The following is a 22,145-nucleotide window of genomic DNA, read 5'->3' as shown; positions in this document are numbered from 1 at the left end:
GTGATTCGCGGTCCTTGGAAGGCGAGGCGGGGACCACCGACTCCCGACATGGGGCGCTGAACAACAGTCAGCGCGGGTCGGGGCCATCCGTACTTGTACAACACTCGTCTGAGACCGTTGTCGGGGAAATCCCCTAAACGGACTCGAGCGCCGCAATGTCATGCTCGATCCCAATTGGGTTGCACGAAGACTAGGAGTGGTGTCAGACTAAAAAACGGTACTGCAGACGGATGCGCCCAACCCGCTCCGAAGCAGTCCCCGGCGGCCGCGTGAGCGCGAGCTGCGAGGGCGACTCTCGTTCAGAGGAGGTTTCATGGACGTGACGAATCGGCGTGAGTTCCTGCGTGCGACGGCCACCGTGGGTGCTGCGGCAGCCGTCGTCGGGTTCAGCTCCTCGGCGCGCGCGTGGGTCGCCCAGGGGTACTCGGGCTGTGATGCGTTCGACGCAGTGCCAGCCCTCGACGGCCAGCTCCTCACCGACGTCTCGACACGTGCCGCGTACAGCAACGACAAGGGCACGCTCGTCTTCCAGACGCCGGCAGCGGTGCTGCGACCCGGCTCCATCGCCGACGTCCAGCGCATGGTGCGCTTTTGTCGTGACCGCGAGATCAAAGTCGCGGCGCGTGGTCAGGCCCATTCGACCGACGGTCAGGGCCTCGTCCAGAACGGCCTGCTCATCGACATGGCGACGTTGAACGCCGTGCACGAGATCGGTGCGGGCTACGCCGTCGTCGACGCGGGCTCGACGTGGGCGAACCTGCTGACCCATACGCTCGCGACGAGCCAGTCGCCGCCGGTGCTCACGGGCTTCCAGGGCCTCTCGGTCGGCGGAACGCTCTCGATGGGCGGCATCAGCGGCATGGCCTACAAGCGTGGCGTGCAGGTGCAGCACGTCCTCGAGCTCACCGTCGTGACCGGACGCGGCACGCTCGAGGTCTGCTCGATGTCGCGCAACCGCTCGCTCTTCGAGGCGGTGCTCGCGGGCGTCGGTCAGTACGCGATCATCGTCCGCGCGAAGCTGCGGCTCGTGACGGTCGGTGCGCTCGTGCGTGATCAGACGATCCGCTACGACGACATCGGCACGTTCTTCGACGACATGCGCACGCTCGTCGCGCGCGAGGAGATCGACCTCGTCTACGGCGGAGCGAAGCAGGACCCCGCGACCGGCGCGTGGTTCTACGAGATGTACACGGCGCAGTGGTACGACGCGGGATCGCCGCCCGACACGGCGTATCTGCTCCGCGGCCTGCAGTTCGATCCCGCGAACATGGTCGAGCTCGACGGGCCCTATTTCGACTACCACACGCGTGTCGACCAGGGCATCGCGTTCCTGTCGTCGATCGGGCTCTGGGCGGGCGCGATGAAGCCGTGGTTCGACGTGTTCCTGCCCGACAGCGACGTCGAGGAGTACGTCGACGACACGCTCACCTCGCTGGCGCCCGACGACCTCGGCATCGCGGGATTCATCCTCGTCTTCCCGCTGAAGACGTCGACGATCACGCGGCCGATGTTCCGTCTGCCCGACGACGACGTGGTGTGGCTCTTCGACGTGCTCACCGCGAACAACGCGCCGGGGTTCGAGCCCTCGTACGCAGCGGCGAAGCGTGCGCGCAACCGCGCGTGGTTCGATCGCGCGGTGGCGGTCGGTGGCTATCGCTATCCGATCGGCACGCTCGACTTCACGCGCGCCGACTGGCGTCGTCACTACGGATCCGAGTGGCTGCGCGCGCAGGTCTCGAAGGCGTACTTCGACCCGGACAACATCCTGACGCCGGGGCCGGGCATCTTCGACGACGACTGCTGATCGCCGGAAGATCCACACGAGAACGCGCGCTCGGCTCGCTGCCGGGCGCGCGTTCTCCATTTCAGTGCATCGCAGAGGTGTCCTCGAGCTCGCGGCCGCGCGTCTCGGGCATCCACTTGAGGATCAGCACGAGCGCGAGGATCGGTCCGATCGCGGTCGACGCGACGGCGAGGCCCCAGCCGATCTCTTCGGCGGCGAGGCCCACCGCGATCGGCGCGACGACGTAGCCGAGACGACCGAGCAGGTTGTTCGACCACGCGAAGGCGTCGGAGCGCAGCTCGGTCGGGAAGAGCTCGGTGGTGAACGCATTGAGCGCGGGCAGCACCGCGGATGCGCCGAAGATGGCGAGCACCACCGGGACGAAGAGCATCCCTTCGCCCTCGAGCGTGTAGCTGCCGAGCGCGCCCGCCGCGGTGAGCAGGAAGATGACGATCGATCCGCGGCGTCGTCCGGTGACGTCGAGGAGCCGTCCGACCATGAACACCAGCGGCATCGAGACCACCGCGGCGACGCTGATCAGCAGACCGACGCGGGTGTCCGGCATGCCGAGATCCTCGACCGCGTGCTGCTTGAAGAAGGTCACCGCGGTCTGCGTGCACACGTAGGTGAGGCCCCAGATCAGCGCGAGCTGCAGCACGCGAGCGCGATACGGCGTGCGCAGGATGCGCGTGAGCGACGAGGCGACGCGCTCTTCGGGCGCGAGGGCCGCGAAGCGCTCGGTCTCGCGCAGCGAGCGACGCGAGAACGCGAGCAGCACGAGCGGCACCGTGCCCACGAAGTACACGGTCCTCCACCCGAACGGAGAGCGGACGAGCAGCGGGACGATGCCCGCGCAGACGACCGCGCCGAGCGCGCTCCACGCGCTGATCACGCCGATGACCATGCCGCGGCGCGAGGCCGGGAATTCCTCGGCCGCGTAGATGACCGAGACCGCCCACTCGCCGATGAGGAAAACGCGCGCGACGAACTGCAGCGCAGCGAAGAGCCAGGGCGACGACACGAGGCCGCTCGCGAACGAGAAGAGCGTGTAGCCCGCGATGGTCAGCGAGAGCACGACGCGCCGGCCCCACACGTCGGCTTGTCGCACCAGCAGATACGCGACGACGGTGCCGAGGTTCACGAACGCGACGAGCAGGCCGGTCTCCCACTCGCCGAGGTGCATCTCGTCGCGCAGCGTCGGGAGGATCTGCGCGAGCGCCATCTGATCGAAGCCCTCGAAGAACGTCGCGACGCCGAGGAAGACGAAGAGCTTGCGCTGGTAGGCGGTGAGCGGCTGCACGACCGGATGCGACATCGTGCGCGAGTCTAGAACAGCCGCGCGCTTCCTCGGTATCCTCGGCGGCTCGCATGCAGGAGGCGATCACCGCGCTCGATGCGCTCTCGGCCGTCGAGGTCGCCGATCTGCTGCTCCTCGCGATCGTGCGGCGGGGCGCGCATGCGGTGACGATCGAGCCGGGCGCGCGCCGGCACGAGATCCGGTACGAGCCGACGTACGGGCGCGCGATCACGATCGATGCTGCGCTCGCGGACGCGGTGGTGGCGCGGCTCGCGTTGATCGCGGAGCTGCCGCTCGGAGGGAGCGAGTCGCGGGTCGGGCGCATCCGCGTGCGACTGCGCGACGGGCGCGCCGAGCCGCTGGTGCGCGGGCCCGGCACCGAGGCACCGGCGATCGACGTGCTGCTGGTGACGCGGGTGACGCCGCGGGGACTGGCGGCCGAGCTGCGTCGCATCGCGGATCTCGACGAGCGCGAGATCGAAGACGTCGCGGAGCCGAGCGGTGACGAGCGTGCGCCCGCGCGCGCCGGGCGCTATCGCTTGCTCGACGAGATCGGGCGCGGCGGGATGGGCACGGTCCATCGCGCGCGGCACCTCGTCCTCGACAAGCACGTCGCGATCAAGCTGCTGCTGCCGGGCGCGGCGAGCGATCCGATGCTCGCCGCGCAGTTCGTGGTCGAGGCGAAGGCGGCGGCGCGGGCGCGACATCGCGGGATCGTCGACGTGCTCGACTTCGGTCGGCTCGCAGACGGGCGCTCGTTCATCGTGATGGAGCTCGTCGAGGCCCCGACGCTCGACGAGCGACTGCAGGCCGGGCCGATCGAGCCGAGGCGCGCGCTCATCATCGCGCGGCGCATCGCGGCGGCGCTCCGCGCGGCGCACGCGCAGGGCGTGGTGCATCGGGATCTCAAGCCTTCGAACGTGTTCGTCGACGACGACGATCACGTGAAGATCGGAGACTTCGGGCTCGCCGCGATCATCGATGCGAGCTTCGAGCCCGCGCGCACGGGGGAAGGCCCGCGCAGCGAGCTCGTGATCGGGACCGCGGCGTACATGGCGCCGGAGCAGGTGCGCGGAGAGGCCGCGGATCGGCGCAGCGATCTCTACGCGCTCGGGTGCGTGCTCTTCGAGATGCTCACCGGGCGCGCGCCGTTCGCGGGACTGTCGGTGGCGCGCTTGCTCGAGGCGCAGCTCGAGGCGCCGGTGCCGAGGATCGTGCGGCCGGGCGGGACGCCGGTGCCCGAAGGGATCCAGGCGATCGTCGATCGTGCGATGGCGAAGCGCCGCGAGGAGCGGTACCAGAGCGCGCGCGAGATGATCGTCGATCTTCGTCGTGCGGCGCGCGCGGCGTCGCGCGCGGACTGGCGGAGGTGGCTCTCGCGATGACGAACGAGCGCGCGCACACGGTGCTCGTCGTCGACGACGAGATCGAGATCCTCGAGAGCCTCCGTCGCACGCTGCGCGGTGAGCCCTATCGACTGCTGACGACGATCTCGCCGTACGAGGCGCTCGAGTCCGTGCGCGCGGGAGACGTCGACGTCGTGATCAGCGACATCGACATGCCGGAGATGAGCGGCATCGAGCTGATCGCGGAGATCCGGCGCGTCGCTCCCGACGTGGTGCGCGTGCTGCTCACCGGCGATGCGTCGTTGCCCTCGGCGCTCAGCGCGATCAACGAGGGCGAGGTCCATCGTTATCTCACGAAGCCGTGGGACAAGAACGAGCTGCGCGCGATGTTGCGCCAGGCGCTCGAGCGGCTCGACGAGCTGCGGCGCATCGCGGAGGCGGATCGTCGGTCGCGCGAGCGCTCGGAGATGCTCGACGAGCTCGAGCGCGAGCATCCGGGGATCCGCGAGGTCGTGCGCGACGACGGCGCGTACGCGATCGATGCGGAGCGACTCTGGGCGCGCATCCCGGCCGAGCTCTCGACGCTGCCTGGCGTCGTCGGGCGCACGATGCGCGACGTCGACGCGGCGGACGCGAGCGACCGAATGACCAAGAGAGCGAAGCGGTGAGCGGAGAGGACTCGGATCGGCAGCTCGCAGGCTGGCTCATCGAGGCGTTCGTGCGCCTCGCGAAGGCGGACTTCTCGGTGCGACTGCCGCGCGACTACACGCGCGACACCGAGGACACGCTCGCGTTCTTCGTGAACCTGATCGCGGAAGAGCTCGATCGACTGCTCAAGGAGCGCGAGCGCGATCACCAGCGGCTCGAGCAGGGTGTGCAGGCGCTGAGCGAGTCGTTCCTGCGGCTCGCGGCGGGCGACTTCGAGGCGCGCGCGGCGCGCTCGCTCGAGGGTGATCCCCTCGACGTGCTCGCGTACCTCTTCAACAACACCGCGGCCGAGGTCGGCGGTGCGTTCGCGGAGCTGGAGCGGCAGCGCTCGGTGCTCGCCGCGATCCTCGACTCGATGATCGACGGCGTGCTGGTGCTCGATGCGAGCGGCGGGATCCTCCGCGCGAATCCGGCGATCGCGCGCTTGCTCGGGTGGCAGCACGGAGAGCTGGTCGGCCGGTCGCTCGCGTCGCTGCTCGCGGCGCGCGAGAGCCCGCTCGCGGTGGATCCCTCGGGCGCGCTGGCGGGGGAGCGATTTCGTGATCGGCGCGTCGCGTTCGTGACGGCGCGCGGCGAGGTGCTCACGCTGACGGTGAACGCTTCGGCGCAGCGCGAGGGGAGCGGTGCGCTCGCGGGCATCGTGCTCGTGGCGCGCGACGATCGCGAGCTGCAGCAGGCGCAGGCGCAGCTCCAGCTCGGCGATCGACTGACGACGATGGGGCTCGTCGCGGCAGGCGTCGCCCACGAGATCAACAACCCGATGGCGTACGTCATGGGGAACCTCGACTACGTCGCCGAGGAGCTCGAGGGAGCGCGCGCGCGTGGTGACGGTGCGGTCACGCTGGCGCCCGAGGTGGTCGACGAGCTGCTGCAGGCGCTGCGGGCGTCGCTCGGCGGCGCCGATCGTGTTCGACAGATCGTGCGCGACCTGAAGGCGTTCGCGCGGGCCGACGAGGCGCCGGCGACGAACGTGGAGCTGCCGAAGATCATCGACTCCGCGCTGAGCATGATCCGCAACGAGGTTCGACATCACGCGCGCGTGGTGAAGGAGTACGGCGCGACGCCGCTCGTCGTCGCGAGCGAGGCGCGGCTCGCGCAGGTGTTCCTCAACCTCGTTCAGAACGCGGCGCATGCCATTCCGCTGGGAGCGGCGGATCGACACGCGATCCGGATCGTGACCGGGACCGATGCGAGCGGGGACGCGTTCGTCGAGGTGCACGACACCGGGCAGGGCATCGCGGAAGAGCACCTCGGGCGCGTGTTCGAGCCGTTCTTCACGACGAAGCCGAGCGGTGTGGGGACGGGGCTCGGGCTCTCGATCTGTCGCAACATCGTTGGGCAGCTCGGGGGCGCGATCAGCGTGACGAGCCGGGTGGGCGAGGGGACGACGTTCCGGGTGACGCTGCCCGCGGCGCGTCCGAGCCAGCTCGGACGAACACGGCCGGTGGCCGCCACGCCGCCACGGGTGCCGCGCCGGCGCGTGCTCGTGGTGGACGACGAGCCGGAGATCGGAGAGACGGTGCGGCGGATGCTCGGTCGCGATCACGACGTCGAGGTCGTGACCAGTGGAGCGGTCGCGCTCTCGCGCCTGGACGAACGTGGGTACGACCTCGTGCTGTGCGACGTGATGATGCCCGAGATGACGGGGATGGAGCTGCACGAGCGGTTGTCGCAGTCGCATCCGGAGATCGCGCGACGGATCGTGTTCATGAGCGGTGGCGCGTTCAGCCCCGGTGGACGGGACTTCCTGGCGCGCGTGGGCAATCGGAGCATCGAGAAGCCGTTCGATGCGCGGGTGCTGCGCGAGCTCGTTGCGACGTCGTGAGGCGGGGCGTGGTGCTACGGGTCGCGGGTCGGCGCGGGGCGTGCTTCGGGGATGGGCATGAAGGTCCGCACCGCAACGTGGGTCGCGCTGGCGATCGCGGCGTACGCGAGCGCCTGCGAGGGTCCGTACGAGCGCGAGATGGGCATCGGACGCGAAGGTGAGCAGCGGTCTGGCGAGGCGAGACGGCGGGGGCCGGAGGGCAACCACGGTGACGCGGTGCCCGCGGAGGACGCGCTGATCGATCAGCGGACGATCCTGGAGAACGAGCCGCTCGAGGAGAGCGAGCCGACGCGCGATTGAGCGCAGGTGGGTGTGGCGGATCGCGTCGGGCGCGACGCGCGCTTCCCGTGCTGGCGGTTCTCCGATATCAACCTCGGTCGTGAAGGCAGACGACGAAGGCGAGCGCCCGTGGAGCAAGGACATTCCCGCGGGGCCGTGGGATTACATCGTGATCGGCAGCGGCATGGGCGGGATGACGAGCGCCGCGCTGCTCGCCTCGCTCGGTCGTCGCGTGCTGGTGCTCGAGCAGCACTACGTGCCCGGCGGGTTCACCCACGTGTTCAAGCGTCCCGGTTACCACTGGGATGTCGGGGTGCACGCGGTCGGCGAGGTCACGACGCACACCGCGACCGGGCGCATCCTCCGCGAGCTCACGCGCGGTGAGCTCGAGTGGGCGCCGCTCGGCGGCGTCTACGATCGGTTCCACTTCCCGGACGACTTCACGATCGAGTTCCCGGACTCGCCTGGGCAGTTCCGCGAGAACCTGCTGGAGGCGTTTCCCGATCAGCGCGAGGCGATCGACGGGTACCTCCATCTCGTGCGCGCCGTCGCGAAGGAGATGAAGAGTTACTACCTCGCGCGGCTCTTCGGACCGAACGTCGGTCGGGTGATCGACCCCGTGCTCGCGCGCGGGGCCCAGCGCTGGCTCACCAAGCGCACCGCCGCCGTGCTCGGCGAGCTCACGACCGATCCCAAGCTGCGCGCAGTGCTGACGTCGCAGTGGGGCTACTACGGATCGACGCCGAGCCGCTCGTCGTTCGCGATCCAAGCGCTCGTCGCGAAGCACTTCATGCACGGCGCCTACTACCCGGTGGGGGGCGCGGGGCGCATCGCGCGCGGGCTGCTCGCGACGGTCGAGCGTGCCGGCGGATGGACGGCGATCCGCACCGACGTTGAGCAGATCCTCGTCGAGAACGGGCGCGCGGTCGGCGTGCGACTGCGCGACGGGCGCGAGGTGCGCAGCAAGCGCGTCATCAGCGCGGCGGGCGCGCTCTCGACGGTGACGCGCCTCCTGCCACCGCCCTACCGCGACGATGCGTGGGCGCGCGAGGTCGCCGAGCTTCCGCCCGCGCCCGCGCACGTGTGCCTGTACATCGGGTTCGAGGGCAATCCGCGCGAAGCGGGCGCGACCGCGGCGAACGAGTGGTTCTACGAAACGTGGGACATGGAGGACGACGCGTGGCGCGTGCGTGAGAGCGAAGCGCCGTCGCGCGCATCGGTGCTCTACTGCAGCTTCCCGTCACAGAAAGATCCCGAGCACGACCCGAACGAGCTCAAGCACACCGGCGAGGTCGTGACGTTCGTGCCGTGGTCGTCGTTCGAGAAATGGAAGGACGCACGCTGGAAGAAGCGCGGCGCGGACTACGACGCGTTCAAGGATCGGCTCTCTGAGCAGCTGCTCTCGCAGCTGACCGCGCGCATGCCCGGGCTCACGCCGAAGGTGAAGCTCGCCGAGCTCGGCACGCCGGTGAGCACCGACCACTTCGTGCGCCCGGTGCACGGATCGATCTACGGGCTCGAGCCCACGGCGCGGCGTTTCCACAACCGCTGGCTGCGCCCGCGCGCGCCCATCGACGGGCTCTTCTTCAGCGGCAGCGAGGTCGCGACGGTCGGCGTGATCGGCGCGATGATGGGCGGCGTGCTGGCCGCGGTGAGCGCGGAGCCGGTCGACGCGGTGCGCTGGCTGCGACCGATCGCGATGTGAGGGCTCAGGCCGCGATCGGCGCGGCGTAGCGCTCGCGCATGAGCCAGGTCCCGGCAGGGAAGGGCGCTTCGCGCAGCCCTCGATGCCACGACTCGAACGCTTGGCGGTACGCGGTGCGGAACGCTCGGACGCGCGCGGCGGATTCGCGGCGCGCGTCATCGTTGGCGCGGCCGACGGCGAACGTGGGGTTCGTGTCGCGGATGGGCTCCCAGGAGCGGGCGCGCCGGAATGGCGAGAGCTTCGCGCAGCGATCGGCGCCGACGAAGGTGCGCTGGTCGGCTCGGACGTTCGCGCGTGCGGCGGACTCGAGGGACGCGACTTCGGTGGCGACGAGCTCGCGGAAGTCGTCGTCTTGCAGGTGGAGATCGCGCGCGGCGCGCGGCATCTCGAGGCGGAGCTCGACGTGGGGAGGCCACTTCTCGTCGTTGGCGGCGAAGTACTCGGGGGGTCGGGCGATGCGCCAAGTCGCGGTGCCGATCTCGCGTGGGCGCGTCGTCACGCCCGGCCAGTCCTTCGCGCGTGGGACGAGGGCCGCGGCGACCGGGTTCGCGATCGCGTATGCGATCTTCTCGACGACTGCGTGCGGAGTGCGCAGCTCGACGATGCTCGTCGATTCGTGATCCCAGACGGCGCCTTCCCAGCGGCGCACGGCCTTCGTCGCGAGCGCGACGTGGCGGTGCAGATAGTGGAGGAAGACGGGGAGGCGACCGTCGGGGTCGGAGACGACGAGGTGCTCGTGCGTGCTCATGAGGACGGCGGCGTGCACGCGAACTCCGGTGCGCTGCGCGGCGATCGCGAGCACGTAGCGGAAGATGCGATCGATGCGCGGATCGGGCGCGAAGAGGTGATGGCGACGCAACGTGCGGCGCGTGACGAGGTAGATGGCGCCGGGCTCGAGCAGGCGGGGTTGGGTCATGCGGATGCGGGGTGCGCACGACGTGTGCCGGTGCTCGAGGGATGGAATGCGCGGAAAACCGCAACGTGGGTCGGCGGGATGGCGGGCGACGACGTGGCGGCCGCCACCCGCGCTGATCGATGCGCGGTCGGTCAGCGCGTCGCGGACGTCTCTCGATCTCGCGCGCCGCGCGACCTCACCGGCGCGCTGCTCCTGAAGCCGCGCCCTTCGTGCGCGAGATCGCAGGCAGTAGTCTCGACAGCACAGGAGACGACACATGGCCATCGATCCCCGCGGCTCCGATCTCAAGCGCTTCCTCGCCGCGGACGAGAGTGGCCCCGTCGTGATGCTCAACCTCCTGCGATTCCGCCCCGACGGAGGTCGCGAGCGCTACGCGGAGTACGTGCGCGCGTTCACGCCGTTCGCGCAGAAGTACGGCGCCGAGCTCGTCTACGTCGGTGACGGCGGGACAGCGCTCGTCGCGGAGCCGGGGCAGTCGTGGGACGTCGTGCTGCTCGTGCGGTATCCGGACCGCGCGGCGTTCTCGAAGATGGTCGCGGACCCCGAGTACCAGAAGGTCACTCACCTACGTTCGAACGCGCTGATCGAAGCGGTGCTGCAGCCGACGAAGGAATGGCCGCGCTGAGCGCGTGCGCGTGAGCGCGTGCTACATCGCGCCGCATCATGGTCTCCGCGATCTTCGACGCCTCTCGCTGGGAGCCCGTCCCGGGCTTCGAGTTCACCGACATCACCTATCACCGCGCCAAAGAGCGCGGCACGGTGCGCATCGCGTTCCATCGCCCCGAGGTCCGCAACGCGTTCCGCCCACACACCGTCGACGAGCTCTGCACCGCGCTCGAGCACGCGCGCACCTCGAGCGACGTCGGCGTCGTCCTCCTGACCGGCAACGGCCCGTCGCCCAAGGACGGCGGCTGGGCCTTCTGCTCGGGCGGCGATCAGCGCGTCCGCGGCAAGGACGGCTACAAGTACGAGGGCGCCGACGCCGGCAAGATCGATCCCGCGCGCCTCGGTCGTCTCCACATCCTCGAAGCGCAGCGCCTGATCCGCTTCATGCCGAAGGTCGTCATCGCCGTCGTCCCGGGTTGGGCCGTCGGCGGTGGCCACTCTCTGCACGTCGTCTGCGACATGACGCTCGCGAGCGAGGAGCACGCGCTCTTCCGCCAGACCGACGCCGACGTCGCGAGCTTCGACGGCGGCTTCGGCTCCGCCTACCTCGCGCGGCAGGTCGGCCAGAAGCGCGCGAGAGAGATCTTCTTCGTCTCGAAGAACTACTCGGCGCGCGAGGCGTTCGAGATGGGCATGGTGAACGCTGTCGTGCCTCACGCCGACCTCGAGAAGGTCGCGCTCGAGTGGGCCGCCGACATCAACACCAAGAGCCCGACCGCGATCCGCATGTTGAAGTACGCCTTCAACCTCATCGACGACGGCCTCGTGGGTCAGCAGCTCTTCGCCGGCGAGGCGACGCGGCTCGCGTACGGGACCGAAGAGGCCCAGGAGGGTCGCGACGCGTTCGTCCAGAAACGCCCCCGCGACTTCAAGAAGTTCCCCTGGCACTACTGATCCCCCGACCGTAGTTCGATTTTCCGCGACTTCGTGCGTGATCCGTCCGCCGTGGCGGATAAGATGCCCCTCGCGAGATGAGGCACACGCTCGAAGGCTCGATGCTGATCCTCGCGGTGGGATCGGCCGTCGCGATTGCAGCCAAGCGCATCGGAGTCCCCTACAACGTCGCGCTCGTGCTCGTCGGCCTGGGGCTCGTGCTCTTCGGCGTCCTCCCACCGTCGCCGCTCGACCCCGAGCTCATCCTCGTCGGCGTTCTGCCGGTCCTGGTGTTCGAGGGCGCGCTCTTCGCGAACCTCGACCACCTCCGCGAAGCCCGCAATCCCATCCTCACGCTCGCGATCCCCGGGGTCGCGATCTCGCTCGTCGGCACCGCGCTGGTCGCGACCTGGGCGCTCGATCTGCCCTTCGCGGTCGCGCTCGTCCTGGGCGCGCTCCTCGCCATCACCGACACCGTCAGCGTCCTGCTCGCGTTCCGCGCGGTGCGCGTCCCCCAACGCCTCGCCGCGATCATGGAAGGCGAGAGCCTCTTCAACGACGGTACCGCGCTCGTCCTCGTCGCGACGGCCGCCGCGATCGCGAGCGGCGGCACCGCTGACGCGGTCAGCGTCAGCCGCTCCCTCTCGATCGCGATCATCGGCGGCGCGCTCTTCGGCGTCGTCTTCGGCGCCCTCGGCGCTGCCGCGCTGCGCGCCACGCCGGACCACCTCACGGCCGTCCTCGTCACGATCGTGACCGTGTTCGGCGCCTCCCTCATCGCCGAGGAGGTGCACACCTCCCCGGTGATCGCGGTCGTGATCGTCGGTCTCGTCCTCGGCCGCGCCGCGCGTCGATCGCTCCCGCCCTCGCGCGTGCTCGCGCTCCACGGCTTCTGGGAGACGATCGGCTTCGCGCTCAACGTGTTCGTCTTCCTCCTCGTCGGCATGCAGATCGACGCAGCCACGCTGTGGGAAGAGGCGCCCTCGATCCTCCTCGCGCTCGCCGCGCTCCACGCGGGCCGCGCGCTCGCGGTGTACGGCGGGTTCGGCGCGCTGCGCGTCGCGATGCGCGAGCGGCTCCCGCTGCGCTGGCAGCACGTGATGGTCGCCGGGAACATCAAGGGCTCGCTCTCGATGGCGGCCGTGCTCGCGATCCCCGACTCGGTGCCGTTCAAGCAGCGCCTCGTCGTGATCGTCTTCGGGGTCACCTTCGTCACGCTCGTCACCCAGGCGCTGCCCTTCGCGCGCGTCCTGCGCTGGCTCGGTGTGGTCGAGCACGGCGCAGACCCCGCGGTCGCGGAGGCGCGCGCCCGGCTCGTCGCCGCGCGCCGCGGCCAAGCGGAGCTCGACGCCCTGCACGACGCGGGCTTGGTCTCGCGCCGCGCCCACGCGGAGAAGCGCGCGCAGCTCCAGCGAGAGCTGCTCGAGGCCGAGCGCACGCTGCGCGCCGCGGAGATCGAAGGCGACGACGTGCACGTCGACACCGCGGTGCTCGACGCCCAGCGCGCCGCGCTCCTCGATGCCGCCCGCCGTGGCGTGCTCGAGTCGGATGCGGTGGAGGCGCAGGTCGCCGCGATCGACGAGCGGATCCTCCGACTGCGTGAACAGGAGCACCACGAGGCATGAGAATCGTCATCGTCGGAGGCGGTCTCGCCGGCACGCACCTCGCGCTCGCGCTCGGTGGCGCGGGACATGCGGTGACGCTCGTCGATCGTGATCCCTCCATCGCGACGCGCGGCTTCGCGGAGCACGGGCTCGCCGCGATCGTCGGGGACGGCACCGAGCCTCGGATCCTCGCCGACGCGGACGTGGGACGCGCCGACGTCGTGGCCGCGATGCTGCGTCGCGACGCCGACAACCTCGCGGTCGCCGCGATCTCGCGCACCCTCGGGGCCAAGCGCATCCTCGCGCGGCTGCGCGACCCGAGCTACCGCACGATCTACGCGCGCGCCGGGATCGATCAGGTGTTCGGCGAGATCGAGACGATGGTCGGCGCGCTCTCGGTCGCGATGGAGCACCCGCGCGTCCGGCACTCGATGGTGCTCGGCACCGGTGACTCCATCGCGTTCGAGATCGTCGTGCCCGAGCGCGCGGAGGTCGCGGGCCGCACCGTGCGCGACCTCGGGACCTCCCCCGAGTTCCCGCGCGGCGCGGTGATCGCGGGCATCGCGACCGACAACGGCAGCGTGGTCGCGCCCCGCGGCGACTCGGTCGTGCTCGGAGGGCACGCGGTGCTCCTCGTGTCGCGGCGCGAGGACGTCGCGATCACGATCGAGCTGTTCACGCGGGTTCGGGAGTCGTAGGCACCGGCGCCGGCGGCGGCGCGCTCTCCGAGCGCATCGAAGCGACGTCGCGCTCGACCTCCGCCGCGGGCACGTCGAGCGCGCGCAGCGTCCGCGCACCGAGCGCCAGCGCGAGCTCGAGCTCCGAGAACACGGCCTCGGTCGCGCCCTTCCGGTGCAGCACGTGCTGCTCGTCGGCGTGGTGCGTGCGCACGTACACGTCGATGTCGGGGGCGATCGCGAGCGCGTTCTCGACCGCACATCGCGCGGTGATGCGGTCGGGCAGGCACACCACGAGCGCGCGCGCCCCGCGCACGTCGGCACGCTCGAGCACGTCGGGGTTCGACGCGTCGCCGAGCACCGCGTGCACCCCGTGACGTGCCAGCGCGCGGACGATGCGCCGGTCCTCTTCGACCACGACGTAGGGCACGTGCCGCCGCTCGAGCAGCCGCGCGACGACCTCGCCGACGCGCCCATGACCGCACACCACGACGTGACCCACCTTCGACGTGCTCTCGCGCTCTTCGGCCCCGGGCGCCTCCGGTGCGACGCGACGGAGGACACGCGCGCCGACGCCCACGACGTACGGCGAGAGCAGGATGCTCACGATCGTCCCCGAGACGAGCACGTGGAAGACGTCCCTCGAGAGCACCCCGCGCTCGGCGCCGATCGTCGCGAGCAGGAACGAGAACTCGCCGGACTGGGCGAGCCCGAGCGCGACCATCCGCTCGACCCGCTTCGGCAGGTGCAGCGCGCGCGCGAGCACCAGGTTGATCGCGCCCTTGCCGATCACGATCGTGCCCGCGGTCAGCGCGATCATCGGGGCGTGCGACGCGACGAACGCCGGATCGATCAGCATCCCGACCGACACGAAGAAGAGCCCGGAGAACAGGTCGCGCAGCGGGATCATGTCCCGCAGCACGCGGTGCGCATGATCCGACTCGCTCACGACCACGCCCGCCACGAACGCGCCGAGCGCGAGCGAGACCCCGAGCCACGACGCGAGCCACGCCATCGCGAGCGCCATGACCGCGATGCTCAGCAGGAAGATCTCGCGGCTGCGCGCGGCCGCAGCGAGCCCGACCAGCTTCGGCACCAGCCAGAGCGCGCACGGCGAGAGCACGAGCAGGTAGAAGAGCGCGCTCCCGATCGACTCCGCGATCCCGGTCCCGTCCGGCTCGCCCTCGTGCGCGAGCGCAGTGAGCGCGGCCGCGAGGAGGATCGTCGACAGGTCCTGGATCGACGACCACGCGAACCCGATGCGTCCCCACTCCTGCTCGCCCTCCTTGCGCTCGTACACGACCCGCGCGAGCACGGTGCTCGAGGAGTTCGAGACCACGGCGCCGAACGCGAACGACTCGATCGCGCTCCACCCGAGCGCGCGCCCGATCGCCATGCCGAGCAGGATCGTCGCCGCGACCTGGGTCCCCGCGACCGCGAGCAGGCGCGGGCCGCGACGCAGCAGGTCGCGCACCGAGAGCTGCACGCCCACGACGAACATCAGGAACACGATCCCGATCTCCGCGAGCTGCTCGATGACGCTCGGCGTGGCGACCGGTCCCGGCGTCAGCGTCCCGACGACCACGCCCGCGAGCACGAACCCGCTGAGCACCGACTGTCGCGCGCACGACGCGATGATCGCGCCGACGAGCGCGACCGCGAGCGCCGCGAGCAGGTGCAGCGAGAGCGTCCCGGTGACGTTCATGTACGGGGCGCGTGCACCGTGCTCATTTCTGCACGCGAGCCCCCGCGAAAAGGGCCACCGCGCGATCAGGCGACCACGCCGGCGAGCGAGAGGCCCCGCCACGGCGAGGGGCGGAGCAGCTCGTCGGTGCGCGCGATCCACGCCGCGAGCACGCGATCCGCGAGGTCGACCCGCGCCTCGAGCGTCTCGGGCAGCGCGTCGACCCCGAGCACGACACCGTAGCCGCGCACGTCGAGCGTGCCCTCGAGCGCGTGCTCCATCATCGCGTGCCCGAACACCAGCGGCGCAGCGTGCCCCCCGTCGCGCAGCTGCCGCAGCGCGTCCTCGTCGCCGCCCTCGTGGGCGCGCGTCGCGTCGCCGTGGTGGGCATGGGTGACGAGCACCACGATGCCGCCCTCGTCGAGCATCGCGAGCGCGTCCTGCTCGCGCGTGCGGGCACTGGGCAGCCGCGCCGCGTCGCGCGGGAGCACCGCGTCGAGGATCGCGAGCTGCCGTGCGGTGAGCGCGCGCTTGCTCCGCGGGAACGCTGCCCAGACCAGCGCGTTCGTGAGGTCGTGCCACGAGCGCTCGCGCGTCGGCACGCGGCGGTGGACGTGGATGCGCACTTCGTAGAGCGCGTCGCGATCGACCGGGCCACGCCTCCGCCGCGTCTTCACCTGCGGCTCCAGCGCGACGCCGGGCTCGATCGCGAGTCGATCGCGCAGCGTCGCGTCGAGCTCCGAGACCGCGGGAAAACGAGGAAATCGTGCGAGGCGCGCGGCCCACGGCGCGACCGACGCGAGCACCGGGCTCGTGAGCAGAGCGCCGGGCCAGACCTCGCGGCGATCCGCCTGCGAGCCAGCGAGCGACGCGTCGCTTCGCCCGTGCATGACCCGTCCGTGCATCGCGACCGGCGAGCTTGCCACGTGCAGAGACGCGCGGCGCGCCCATACTCCGCTTGCGATGCTGCCCCGCGAGCTCCTCGCTGAAGCGAGCACACCGGCCGGCGAACCGATCACGCTGGCGCGCGAAGGCGTCTCGCTGGTCGTCCGCGTGCGCAACGAAGTGCTGATGTCGAGCCGCGTGCACGGCTCGGAGGAGGCGATGGCCGAGGTCGGCTGCGCGGGCCTCCGCGAGCGTCGCGGCGTGCGCGTGCTGATCGGAGGCCTGGGCCTCGGGTACACGGTGCGCGCCGCGCTCGACGCGCTCGGGCCGGACGCCGAGGTCGTCGTGCGCGAGCTGATCCCCGCGCTCGTCGAGTGGAACCGCGGCACGCTCGGGGAGCTCGCAGGTCGTCCGCTCGACGATCCGCGGGTGCGAGTGGAGATCGGCGACGTCGGCGACGCCCTCGAGCCGAGCCGCTTCGATGCGATCCTGCTCGACGTCGACAACGGCCCCGAAGCGCTCACGGTGCCCTCGAACGCGCGGCTCTACGGCGCGCGAGGGCTCGAGCGGCTGCGCACGTCGCTGCGCCCGGGCGGCGCGCTCGTCGTGTGGTCGGCGTTCGAGAGCCCGCGCTTCGCGCGCGCGCTGCGCGCGGCGGGCCTGAACGGAGAGGTCGTCCGGGTACGCGCCCGCGGCAAGGTCGCGCGCGGCTCGCGCCACCTGCTCTACGTCGGACGGGCCGCGCGACTGCGCAGCGTGTCCTGAGCGAGGGCGAGGGCGGGTGAGGGGGCGAGGGCGAGGGCGGGTGAGCGTGCGGGGGCGAGGGCGAGTGAGCGCACGTGCGTAGGAGCCCGCCGAGTCGGAACGAACCCTGTCGCGAACCGACTCACGAGCCTTGCTCGTCACGAGGCGCAACCGTCGCGCGGATCCGCCCGAGCAGTGCTCGTGCTCGACATCTATCCCATCGCACGACGAGCCCTTCGTCGAATCGGAACGCTCGCCGCGCAGATCGAACGGCGCGACGTCGATCTTGCGAGACAGCTGCGCCGCGCCGGCACCTCGATCCTGCTGAACCTGCGTGAAGGAACGCAGTCGCAAGGTCGGAATCGCAATGCGCGGTACTGGAACGCGGCGGGCAGCGCCAACGAGGTGCTCGGCTGCTTGGATTGCGCCGAGGATCTCGGATACGTGCGCGAGATCGACCCCGCGCTACGAGACGAGCTCGATCACGTGATCAGCGTCGTCGTCCGGATCGCCCGGAAGTCGGGATGAGCGAGCGCGGCCGCACTCCGACAGCACGCGCGCTCGCCCGCGCCGTCGCCCTCTCACGCGCGCCCGCCCGCGCCCTCGCCCTCTCACCCGCCCTCGCCCTCTCACCCGCCCTCGCCCTCGTCACTCCGCGATCAGCGCCCTCAGCCACGCGCCGAACGCGTCTTGCTGCACCGCCGCGCGCGCGACCGTCTCGCCGAAGCGCTTCGCCTCGTCGACTGCCTGCGCGGTCACGCCCCACTCGTCGAGCAGCTGGCGCACCGTCCAGCCCTCGCGCGCCGCGAGGAACGCCTCGACCTCCGCGCGCAGCAGCGCCTGCACCTCGGGGCGCGCGACGTCGTGCGCCACGGTCCGCGCGATCAGTCGGTCGAGCGGCGCGCGCGGCGCAGCGTCCAGATCGTCGAGCAGCTCCGACACCTTCGCATCGAGCAGCACGTCGATCGCGCGGCGCCGCATCTTGGTCAGGATCGCGCGCCCTTCCTCGCTCGCGAGGCGCTCCTCGAACGCGCCGCGCAGCGGCTCGAACGCGCTCTGCGAGAAGTCCTTCGCCGCGGTCCCGATGCGCTTCTCCATCTCCGCGCCGAGCCCACCGAGCACACCTCGCCCGAGGTCCGCGATCTTCGCCGCGCGCTCGCCCGCGCCCTGCGCCAGGCCGCGCGCGAGACCGCCGAGCAGCTTGCTCGCACCGCCGCTCTCGGTCGCTCCACCACCGCCGCCGACCATCGGCAGCTTGCGCGCGAACGCGAGCAGCGTGTCCTGCAGCACCGGGGAGAGCAGCTCCCGCACGTGCGCCGGATCGACCAGCTTCTGCGCCCATTCCCCACGCGGCGGGCGCGTGCCCGCGGCGATGTCGTCGAGCAGCACCGATGCGCCTTCGGGCAGATACGCGCCCAGCGTCTCGCCCTTCGCCGCCAGCGCCGCGCGCTGACGATCCATCGCGGGACGCGCCACCGTCGTGAGCGCGCGCTCGACCTTCTCGTCGTCGATCGCCGCGACCACGAGATCGATCGCGCGCTGCGCATCGACCACCTCGCGCAGCGGGCGCTCGAGCGCGGCCTCGACGACCAGCGCGATGCCCTCGGCGAGGAGCGGGCTACCGGGATCACGAAGACGCGCGAGGGCGCGCGAGACCAAGACGTCGTCGCTCATGCGCGGGTGTATACGATGCGGCGCGCACGACGCGAAGCCGGAACCGCGCATGCGCCGCGCCGCGGCGCACGGAGCGCTCCGCGCGTCGCCCGGGGCCTCGATTCTCCAGCGCATTCACGCGCGCGCGCGCCGGACCGATCGTTGCTCCTCGGCACATCCGATGAGATGGGCTCGCTTCGGCGCGGCGCTCGCGCTGCTGATGCTCGGCGCCTGCGAGGGGTTCCTCCTCGACGGCGCGTCGGGCCCGACGGGGACGCCGCCACGCACCCCGCCGGATCCCACCGACCCGACCGATCCGACGGATCCCACCGACCCGACGGATCCCACCGATCCGACCGATCCGACCGATCCCACCGATCCGACGGTCCCGATCGATCCTGCGCTCGACGCGCCCGCGCCCCAGTCCCGCGCACCGCGCCTCACCCACGCGGAGTGGCGCGCGACCGTCGCCGATCTGCTCCGCATCGAAGGCGCGCTGCCCACGACGGTCACGCTGCGCGACGACCCGCGCGTCAGTGGGTTCCTCTTCGACAACCAGGGCGCCGCGCTCGAGGTCGACGAGGTGCTCCTCGGTGCGTACCGTCGCGCCGCCGCCGACCTCGCGCAGCACGTCACCTCCGATCCCGCGCGCCTCGCGCGCGTCGCGAGCAACGAGGGCGCGAACGACGACGCACGCGCGATCTCGTTCATCACCGACCTCGTCACCCGCGGCTTCCGCCGCCCCATCGAGGACGCCGAGCGCGAGGCGTTCCTCACGCTCTACCAGACCGGCCGCACGCTCTATCCCGACGCGAGCTCGCAGCACGTCGCCGGGCTCCGTCTCGTGATCGAGGGCGTGCTGCTCTCGCCCGAATTCCTCTACCGCATCGAGCGCGCGGTCGACCCGACCGAGGGCACGATCCTGCTCGGCGACTACGAGCTCGCCTCGCGCCTCTCCTACTTCCTCGTCGGCACCATGCCCGACGACGCGCTGTTCGAGGCCGCGCGCACCGGCGCGCTGCGCACCGAAGAGGGCATCCGCGCCGAGGCGACCCGCCTGCTCGAGAGCGCCCGCGCCGTGAACGTCGTCCAGCGCTTCCACGCGCAGCTCTTCGACGCCGCGCGGTTCGCGCAGATCCGTCCCTCGACCGAGCGCTTCCCCGATGCGCCGTCCGACTTCGCGGCGCGCGCCACCCGCGAGCTCGATCAGTTCGTCGAGCACGTCGTCTTCACCCGCGATGGGACCTACGCGGATCTGCTCACCTCCAGCGAGACCTTCGTCGATGCCGAGCTCGCGCGCCTCTACGGCGTGAGCGGCACGTTCGGCGCCGATCCCACGCTGGTCTCGCTCGATCCCGCGCAGCGACGTGGCGTGCTCACGCTCTCGGGCTTCCTCGCCTCGCACGCGACGAGCGTCGATCCCGATCCGATCCACCGCGGTGTGTTCGTCGCCGAGCGCATCGCGTGCGTGCCGATCTCCGCACCGCCCGACGACATCCCGCCGCTGCCCGCCGCGATGGGCCGCACCAACCGCGAGACCGTCGAGGCGCACACCGAGACCAACTCGCTCTGCGCGGGCTGCCACCAGACGCTGATCAACCCGTTCGGCTTCCCGTTCGAGGGCTACGACGCGACCGGCGCGTGGCGCACCACCGACAACGACATGCCGGTGCGCACCGACGCGTCGCCGTTCATCGATCACGAGCAGACCCCGGTCGCCGACGCGATCGATCTCGCGGAGAGCCTCGCCGCGAGCGGCAGCGCGCACGTCTGCTACGCGCAGCACTGGCTCGAGTACGCGATGGGCCGTCCCCACGTCGCGACCGACGACAACCTGGTGCACCGCCTCGCGCAGGGCTCGCGCGCGGGCTCGCTCGCGGTGACCGACGTGATGATCGAGATCACCGCCTCGCGCGCCTTCCGCGCGCGCAGCATGGAGGAGCTCCCGTGAGGCTGTCCCGACGCTTCGTCCTGCGCGCCGCGGGTGTGAGCCTCGCGCTCCCCGCCCTCGAGAGCCTCGCGCCGTCCACTGCGAAGGCCGCGCCCGAGGACGAGACCTTCGCGATCTTCTTCCGCCAGGCCAACGGCGTCGCGCAGGCGCAGCGCACCGAGCTCGGCGACGAGCCCGAGCGCTTCTGGCCGCGCAACACCGGCGCGCTCACCGACGCGTCGCTCTCGGGCCGCGCGCTCGAGGAGCTCGGCAGCGTGAAGCAGCACCTGCTCGTCGTCGGCGGGCTCGACATGCAGGGCTACGACTACGGCGACGGCCACGCGCGCGGCGCGCTGCAGTGCCTCACCGCCCGCGGTCCGACCGTGCTGCGCGCGGGCGGCGACAGCGAGGCCGCGGGCGAGTCGATCGATCACCGCATCGGCCGCGAGCTCAACCCCGGTGGGCGCGACTCGCTCTTCCTCTACGCGGGTCGCGCCGGTGGTTGGCTCGGCGGTGCGTGCATCTCGTATCGCGGCCCCGCGCAGCGCCGTGCGGCGCTGAACAACCCGCTCGACGCGTACCGCGCCATCACCGGCAGCACGAGCGGCGGCACCGACGAGGCCGCCCGCCTGTCGGCGCTGCGCCAGCGCGGCGTCGACGATCTCGTGCGCGGACAGATGTCGCGCATCCTCGCGCACCCGCGCCTCTCGACGACCGATCGCCGCCGCCTCGAGCTCCACCGCGACTCGATCCGCGACGTCGAGATCACGCTCTCGTGCCGCATGACCGCGGATCAAGAGCGCGCGCTCGAGGGCGCGGCCCCCGGCTTCGACAGCACCGACGGCGACGAGACGCTCGAGTCCGCGCGCCTCCACATGGACATCGCCGCGCTCGCGGTCGCGTGCGGCTACACGCGCTCGGTCGCGATCCAGGTCGGCAACGGCAACGACGGCTCCACGCGCTTCCGCCACTCCACGACGCGCGTGCTCATGGAGAACTACCACTACATCTCGCACCGACGGCTCTCGCACGACTCGTCGGGCGGGATCATCGCGGGCGCGGACGCGCTGCACGGCGACATCGATCGCCAGTTCGCGCGCACGTTCCTGCACCTCGTGAATCGCCTGCGCGCGATCACCCAGGCCGACGGAACGCCGCTGCTCGATCGCGGCGTCGCGTGTTGGCTCAACGATCTGAGCAACGGCCCGCCGCACGGTCGCAACAACGTGCCGTGGGTGCTCGCGGGGAGCGCGAACGGCTTCCTGCGCCAGGGCCAGTACGTCGTCATCGACGACAGCGACCCCAACCACAACAAGCTGCTGAACACGATCGGCAGCGCCGTCGGCCTGCGCAACGGCGCGGGTTATCTCGACAATTTCGGCGATCCCGCGCTCCCGCGCGGCGTGCTCGACGAGCTCGTCGCCACCTGACCGACGTTCGGGCCCTGCGGCCGATCGTGCAGCTCGTGGAAGGCCTCGCGAATGCCCGCGCGAGGCTCCCGGCCAATTCCGGCGAGCTGCACGGTCGACCCCAGGGCCCGAACGATGTTCGCCGCGCGCGCTACTTCCGT

At 71.3% G+C, this 22,145-nt stretch carries 19 protein-coding genes; 14 read left to right on the top strand and 5 right to left on the bottom strand.

The window, feature by feature from the left end:
* Positions 1-313: 313 nt before the first annotated feature.
* A complete protein-coding gene (locus tag I5071_RS26125) occupies positions 314-1,804 on the top strand; it encodes an FAD-binding protein (RefSeq protein WP_236515557.1) in 1,491 nt (496 codons plus the stop codon).
* A 61-nt stretch (positions 1,805-1,865) separates the two neighbouring features.
* Here I5071_RS26125 and I5071_RS26120 read toward each other — a convergent pair whose 3' ends face one another.
* The gene (locus tag I5071_RS26120) at positions 1,866-3,098 is read right to left on the bottom strand and encodes an MFS transporter (RefSeq protein ID WP_236515556.1); all 1,233 of its coding nucleotides are present in this window, start codon (positions 3,096-3,098) and stop codon (positions 1,866-1,868) included.
* A gap of 53 nt (positions 3,099-3,151) precedes the next feature.
* Between I5071_RS26120 and I5071_RS26115 the strand changes: the two genes are divergently transcribed.
* From I5071_RS26115 to I5071_RS26095, 5 genes are all read left to right on the top strand, one after another.
* Positions 3,152-4,465, top strand: coding sequence for a serine/threonine-protein kinase (locus I5071_RS26115; protein ID WP_236515555.1), 1,314 nt, complete (start codon positions 3,152-3,154; stop codon positions 4,463-4,465).
* Positions 4,462-5,094: a response regulator gene (locus I5071_RS26110; protein WP_236515554.1), complete on the top strand. Its 633-nt coding sequence runs from the start codon at positions 4,462-4,464 to the stop codon at positions 5,092-5,094. The genes I5071_RS26115 and I5071_RS26110 overlap by 4 nt, the downstream gene beginning before the upstream one ends.
* On the top strand, positions 5,091-6,959 hold the full coding sequence (locus I5071_RS26105; protein ID WP_236515553.1) for an ATP-binding protein: 1,869 nt from the start codon (positions 5,091-5,093) through the stop codon (positions 6,957-6,959). The genes I5071_RS26110 and I5071_RS26105 overlap by 4 nt, the downstream gene beginning before the upstream one ends.
* A gap of 57 nt (positions 6,960-7,016) precedes the next feature.
* Positions 7,017-7,259, top strand: coding sequence for a hypothetical protein (locus I5071_RS26100; protein ID WP_236515552.1), 243 nt, complete (start codon positions 7,017-7,019; stop codon positions 7,257-7,259).
* A gap of 79 nt (positions 7,260-7,338) precedes the next feature.
* Positions 7,339-8,943 carry a phytoene desaturase family protein gene (locus tag I5071_RS26095; RefSeq protein WP_236515551.1) on the top strand — a complete coding sequence of 535 codons (1,605 nt, stop codon included), beginning with the start codon at positions 7,339-7,341 and terminating at the stop codon, positions 8,941-8,943.
* A gap of 4 nt (positions 8,944-8,947) precedes the next feature.
* Here the strand turns inward: I5071_RS26095 and I5071_RS26090 are convergent, their stop codons facing one another.
* A complete protein-coding gene (locus tag I5071_RS26090; RefSeq protein ID WP_329611073.1) occupies positions 8,948-10,192 on the bottom strand; it encodes a transposase in 1,245 nt (414 codons plus the stop codon).
* On the opposite strand from I5071_RS26090, the gene I5071_RS26085 reads away from it, so the two are divergent.
* The 4 genes from I5071_RS26085 to I5071_RS26070 all read left to right on the top strand — a co-directional run bounded on the left by I5071_RS26085 (position 10,116) and on the right by I5071_RS26070 (position 13,700).
* Complete coding sequence (locus I5071_RS26085; protein ID WP_419249604.1) at positions 10,116-10,484, top strand: DUF1330 domain-containing protein; 369 nt, start codon at positions 10,116-10,118, stop codon at positions 10,482-10,484. The genes I5071_RS26090 and I5071_RS26085 overlap by 77 nt on opposite strands.
* Positions 10,485-10,522: 38 nt before the next feature.
* On the top strand, positions 10,523-11,419 hold the full coding sequence (locus tag I5071_RS26080; protein ID WP_236515550.1) for a 1,4-dihydroxy-2-naphthoyl-CoA synthase: 897 nt from the start codon (positions 10,523-10,525) through the stop codon (positions 11,417-11,419).
* Between the two features lie 77 nt (positions 11,420-11,496).
* Positions 11,497-13,023: a cation:proton antiporter gene (locus tag I5071_RS26075; RefSeq protein WP_236515549.1), complete on the top strand. Its 1,527-nt coding sequence runs from the start codon at positions 11,497-11,499 to the stop codon at positions 13,021-13,023.
* Positions 13,020-13,700, top strand: coding sequence for a potassium channel family protein (locus I5071_RS26070; protein ID WP_236515548.1), 681 nt, complete (start codon positions 13,020-13,022; stop codon positions 13,698-13,700). Before I5071_RS26075 ends, I5071_RS26070 begins: the two co-directional genes overlap by 4 nt.
* Here I5071_RS26070 and I5071_RS26065 read toward each other — a convergent pair.
* Positions 13,678-15,384 (bottom strand): cation:proton antiporter, encoded by a 1,707-nt coding sequence (locus I5071_RS26065; protein WP_236515547.1) that lies wholly within the window; start codon positions 15,382-15,384, stop codon positions 13,678-13,680. The genes I5071_RS26070 and I5071_RS26065 overlap by 23 nt on opposite strands.
* Before the next feature lie 65 nt (positions 15,385-15,449).
* The gene (locus I5071_RS26060; protein WP_236515546.1) at positions 15,450-16,253 is read right to left on the bottom strand and encodes a DUF3025 domain-containing protein; all 804 of its coding nucleotides are present in this window, start codon (positions 16,251-16,253) and stop codon (positions 15,450-15,452) included.
* Between I5071_RS26060 and I5071_RS26055 the strand changes: the two genes are divergently transcribed.
* Positions 16,252-17,013 carry a hypothetical protein gene (locus tag I5071_RS26055; RefSeq protein ID WP_236515545.1) on the top strand — a complete coding sequence of 254 codons (762 nt, stop codon included), beginning with the start codon at positions 16,252-16,254 and terminating at the stop codon, positions 17,011-17,013. The two genes, I5071_RS26060 and I5071_RS26055, sit on opposite strands and share 2 nt — an antisense overlap.
* A 174-nt stretch (positions 17,014-17,187) precedes the next feature.
* On the top strand, positions 17,188-17,520 hold the full coding sequence (locus tag I5071_RS26050; protein WP_236515544.1) for a four helix bundle protein: 333 nt from the start codon (positions 17,188-17,190) through the stop codon (positions 17,518-17,520).
* A 120-nt stretch (positions 17,521-17,640) separates the two neighbouring features.
* Here I5071_RS26050 and I5071_RS26045 read toward each other — a convergent pair whose 3' ends face one another.
* Entirely contained in the window at positions 17,641-18,666 is a 1,026-nt protein-coding gene (locus tag I5071_RS26045; RefSeq protein WP_236515543.1) for a hypothetical protein, read from the bottom strand.
* A gap of 160 nt (positions 18,667-18,826) precedes the next feature.
* Between I5071_RS26045 and I5071_RS26040 the strand changes: the two genes are divergently transcribed.
* Together I5071_RS26040 and I5071_RS26035 are read left to right on the top strand one after the other, a co-directional pair.
* The gene (locus I5071_RS26040) at positions 18,827-20,596 is read left to right on the top strand and encodes a DUF1592 domain-containing protein (protein ID WP_236515542.1); all 1,770 of its coding nucleotides are present in this window, start codon (positions 18,827-18,829) and stop codon (positions 20,594-20,596) included.
* Positions 20,593-22,005, top strand: coding sequence for a DUF1552 domain-containing protein (locus I5071_RS26035; RefSeq protein WP_236515541.1), 1,413 nt, complete (start codon positions 20,593-20,595; stop codon positions 22,003-22,005). Before I5071_RS26040 ends, I5071_RS26035 begins: the two co-directional genes overlap by 4 nt.
* The last annotated feature ends 140 nt before the right edge of the window (positions 22,006-22,145 follow it).

Origin of the sequence: Sandaracinus amylolyticus, from assembly GCF_021631985.1 — a bacterium.
In the GTDB taxonomy this organism is placed as follows: Bacteria; Myxococcota_A; Polyangia; order Polyangiales; family Sandaracinaceae; genus Sandaracinus; species Sandaracinus amylolyticus_A.
This window is presented reverse-complemented; position numbering and strand designations above follow the sequence as displayed.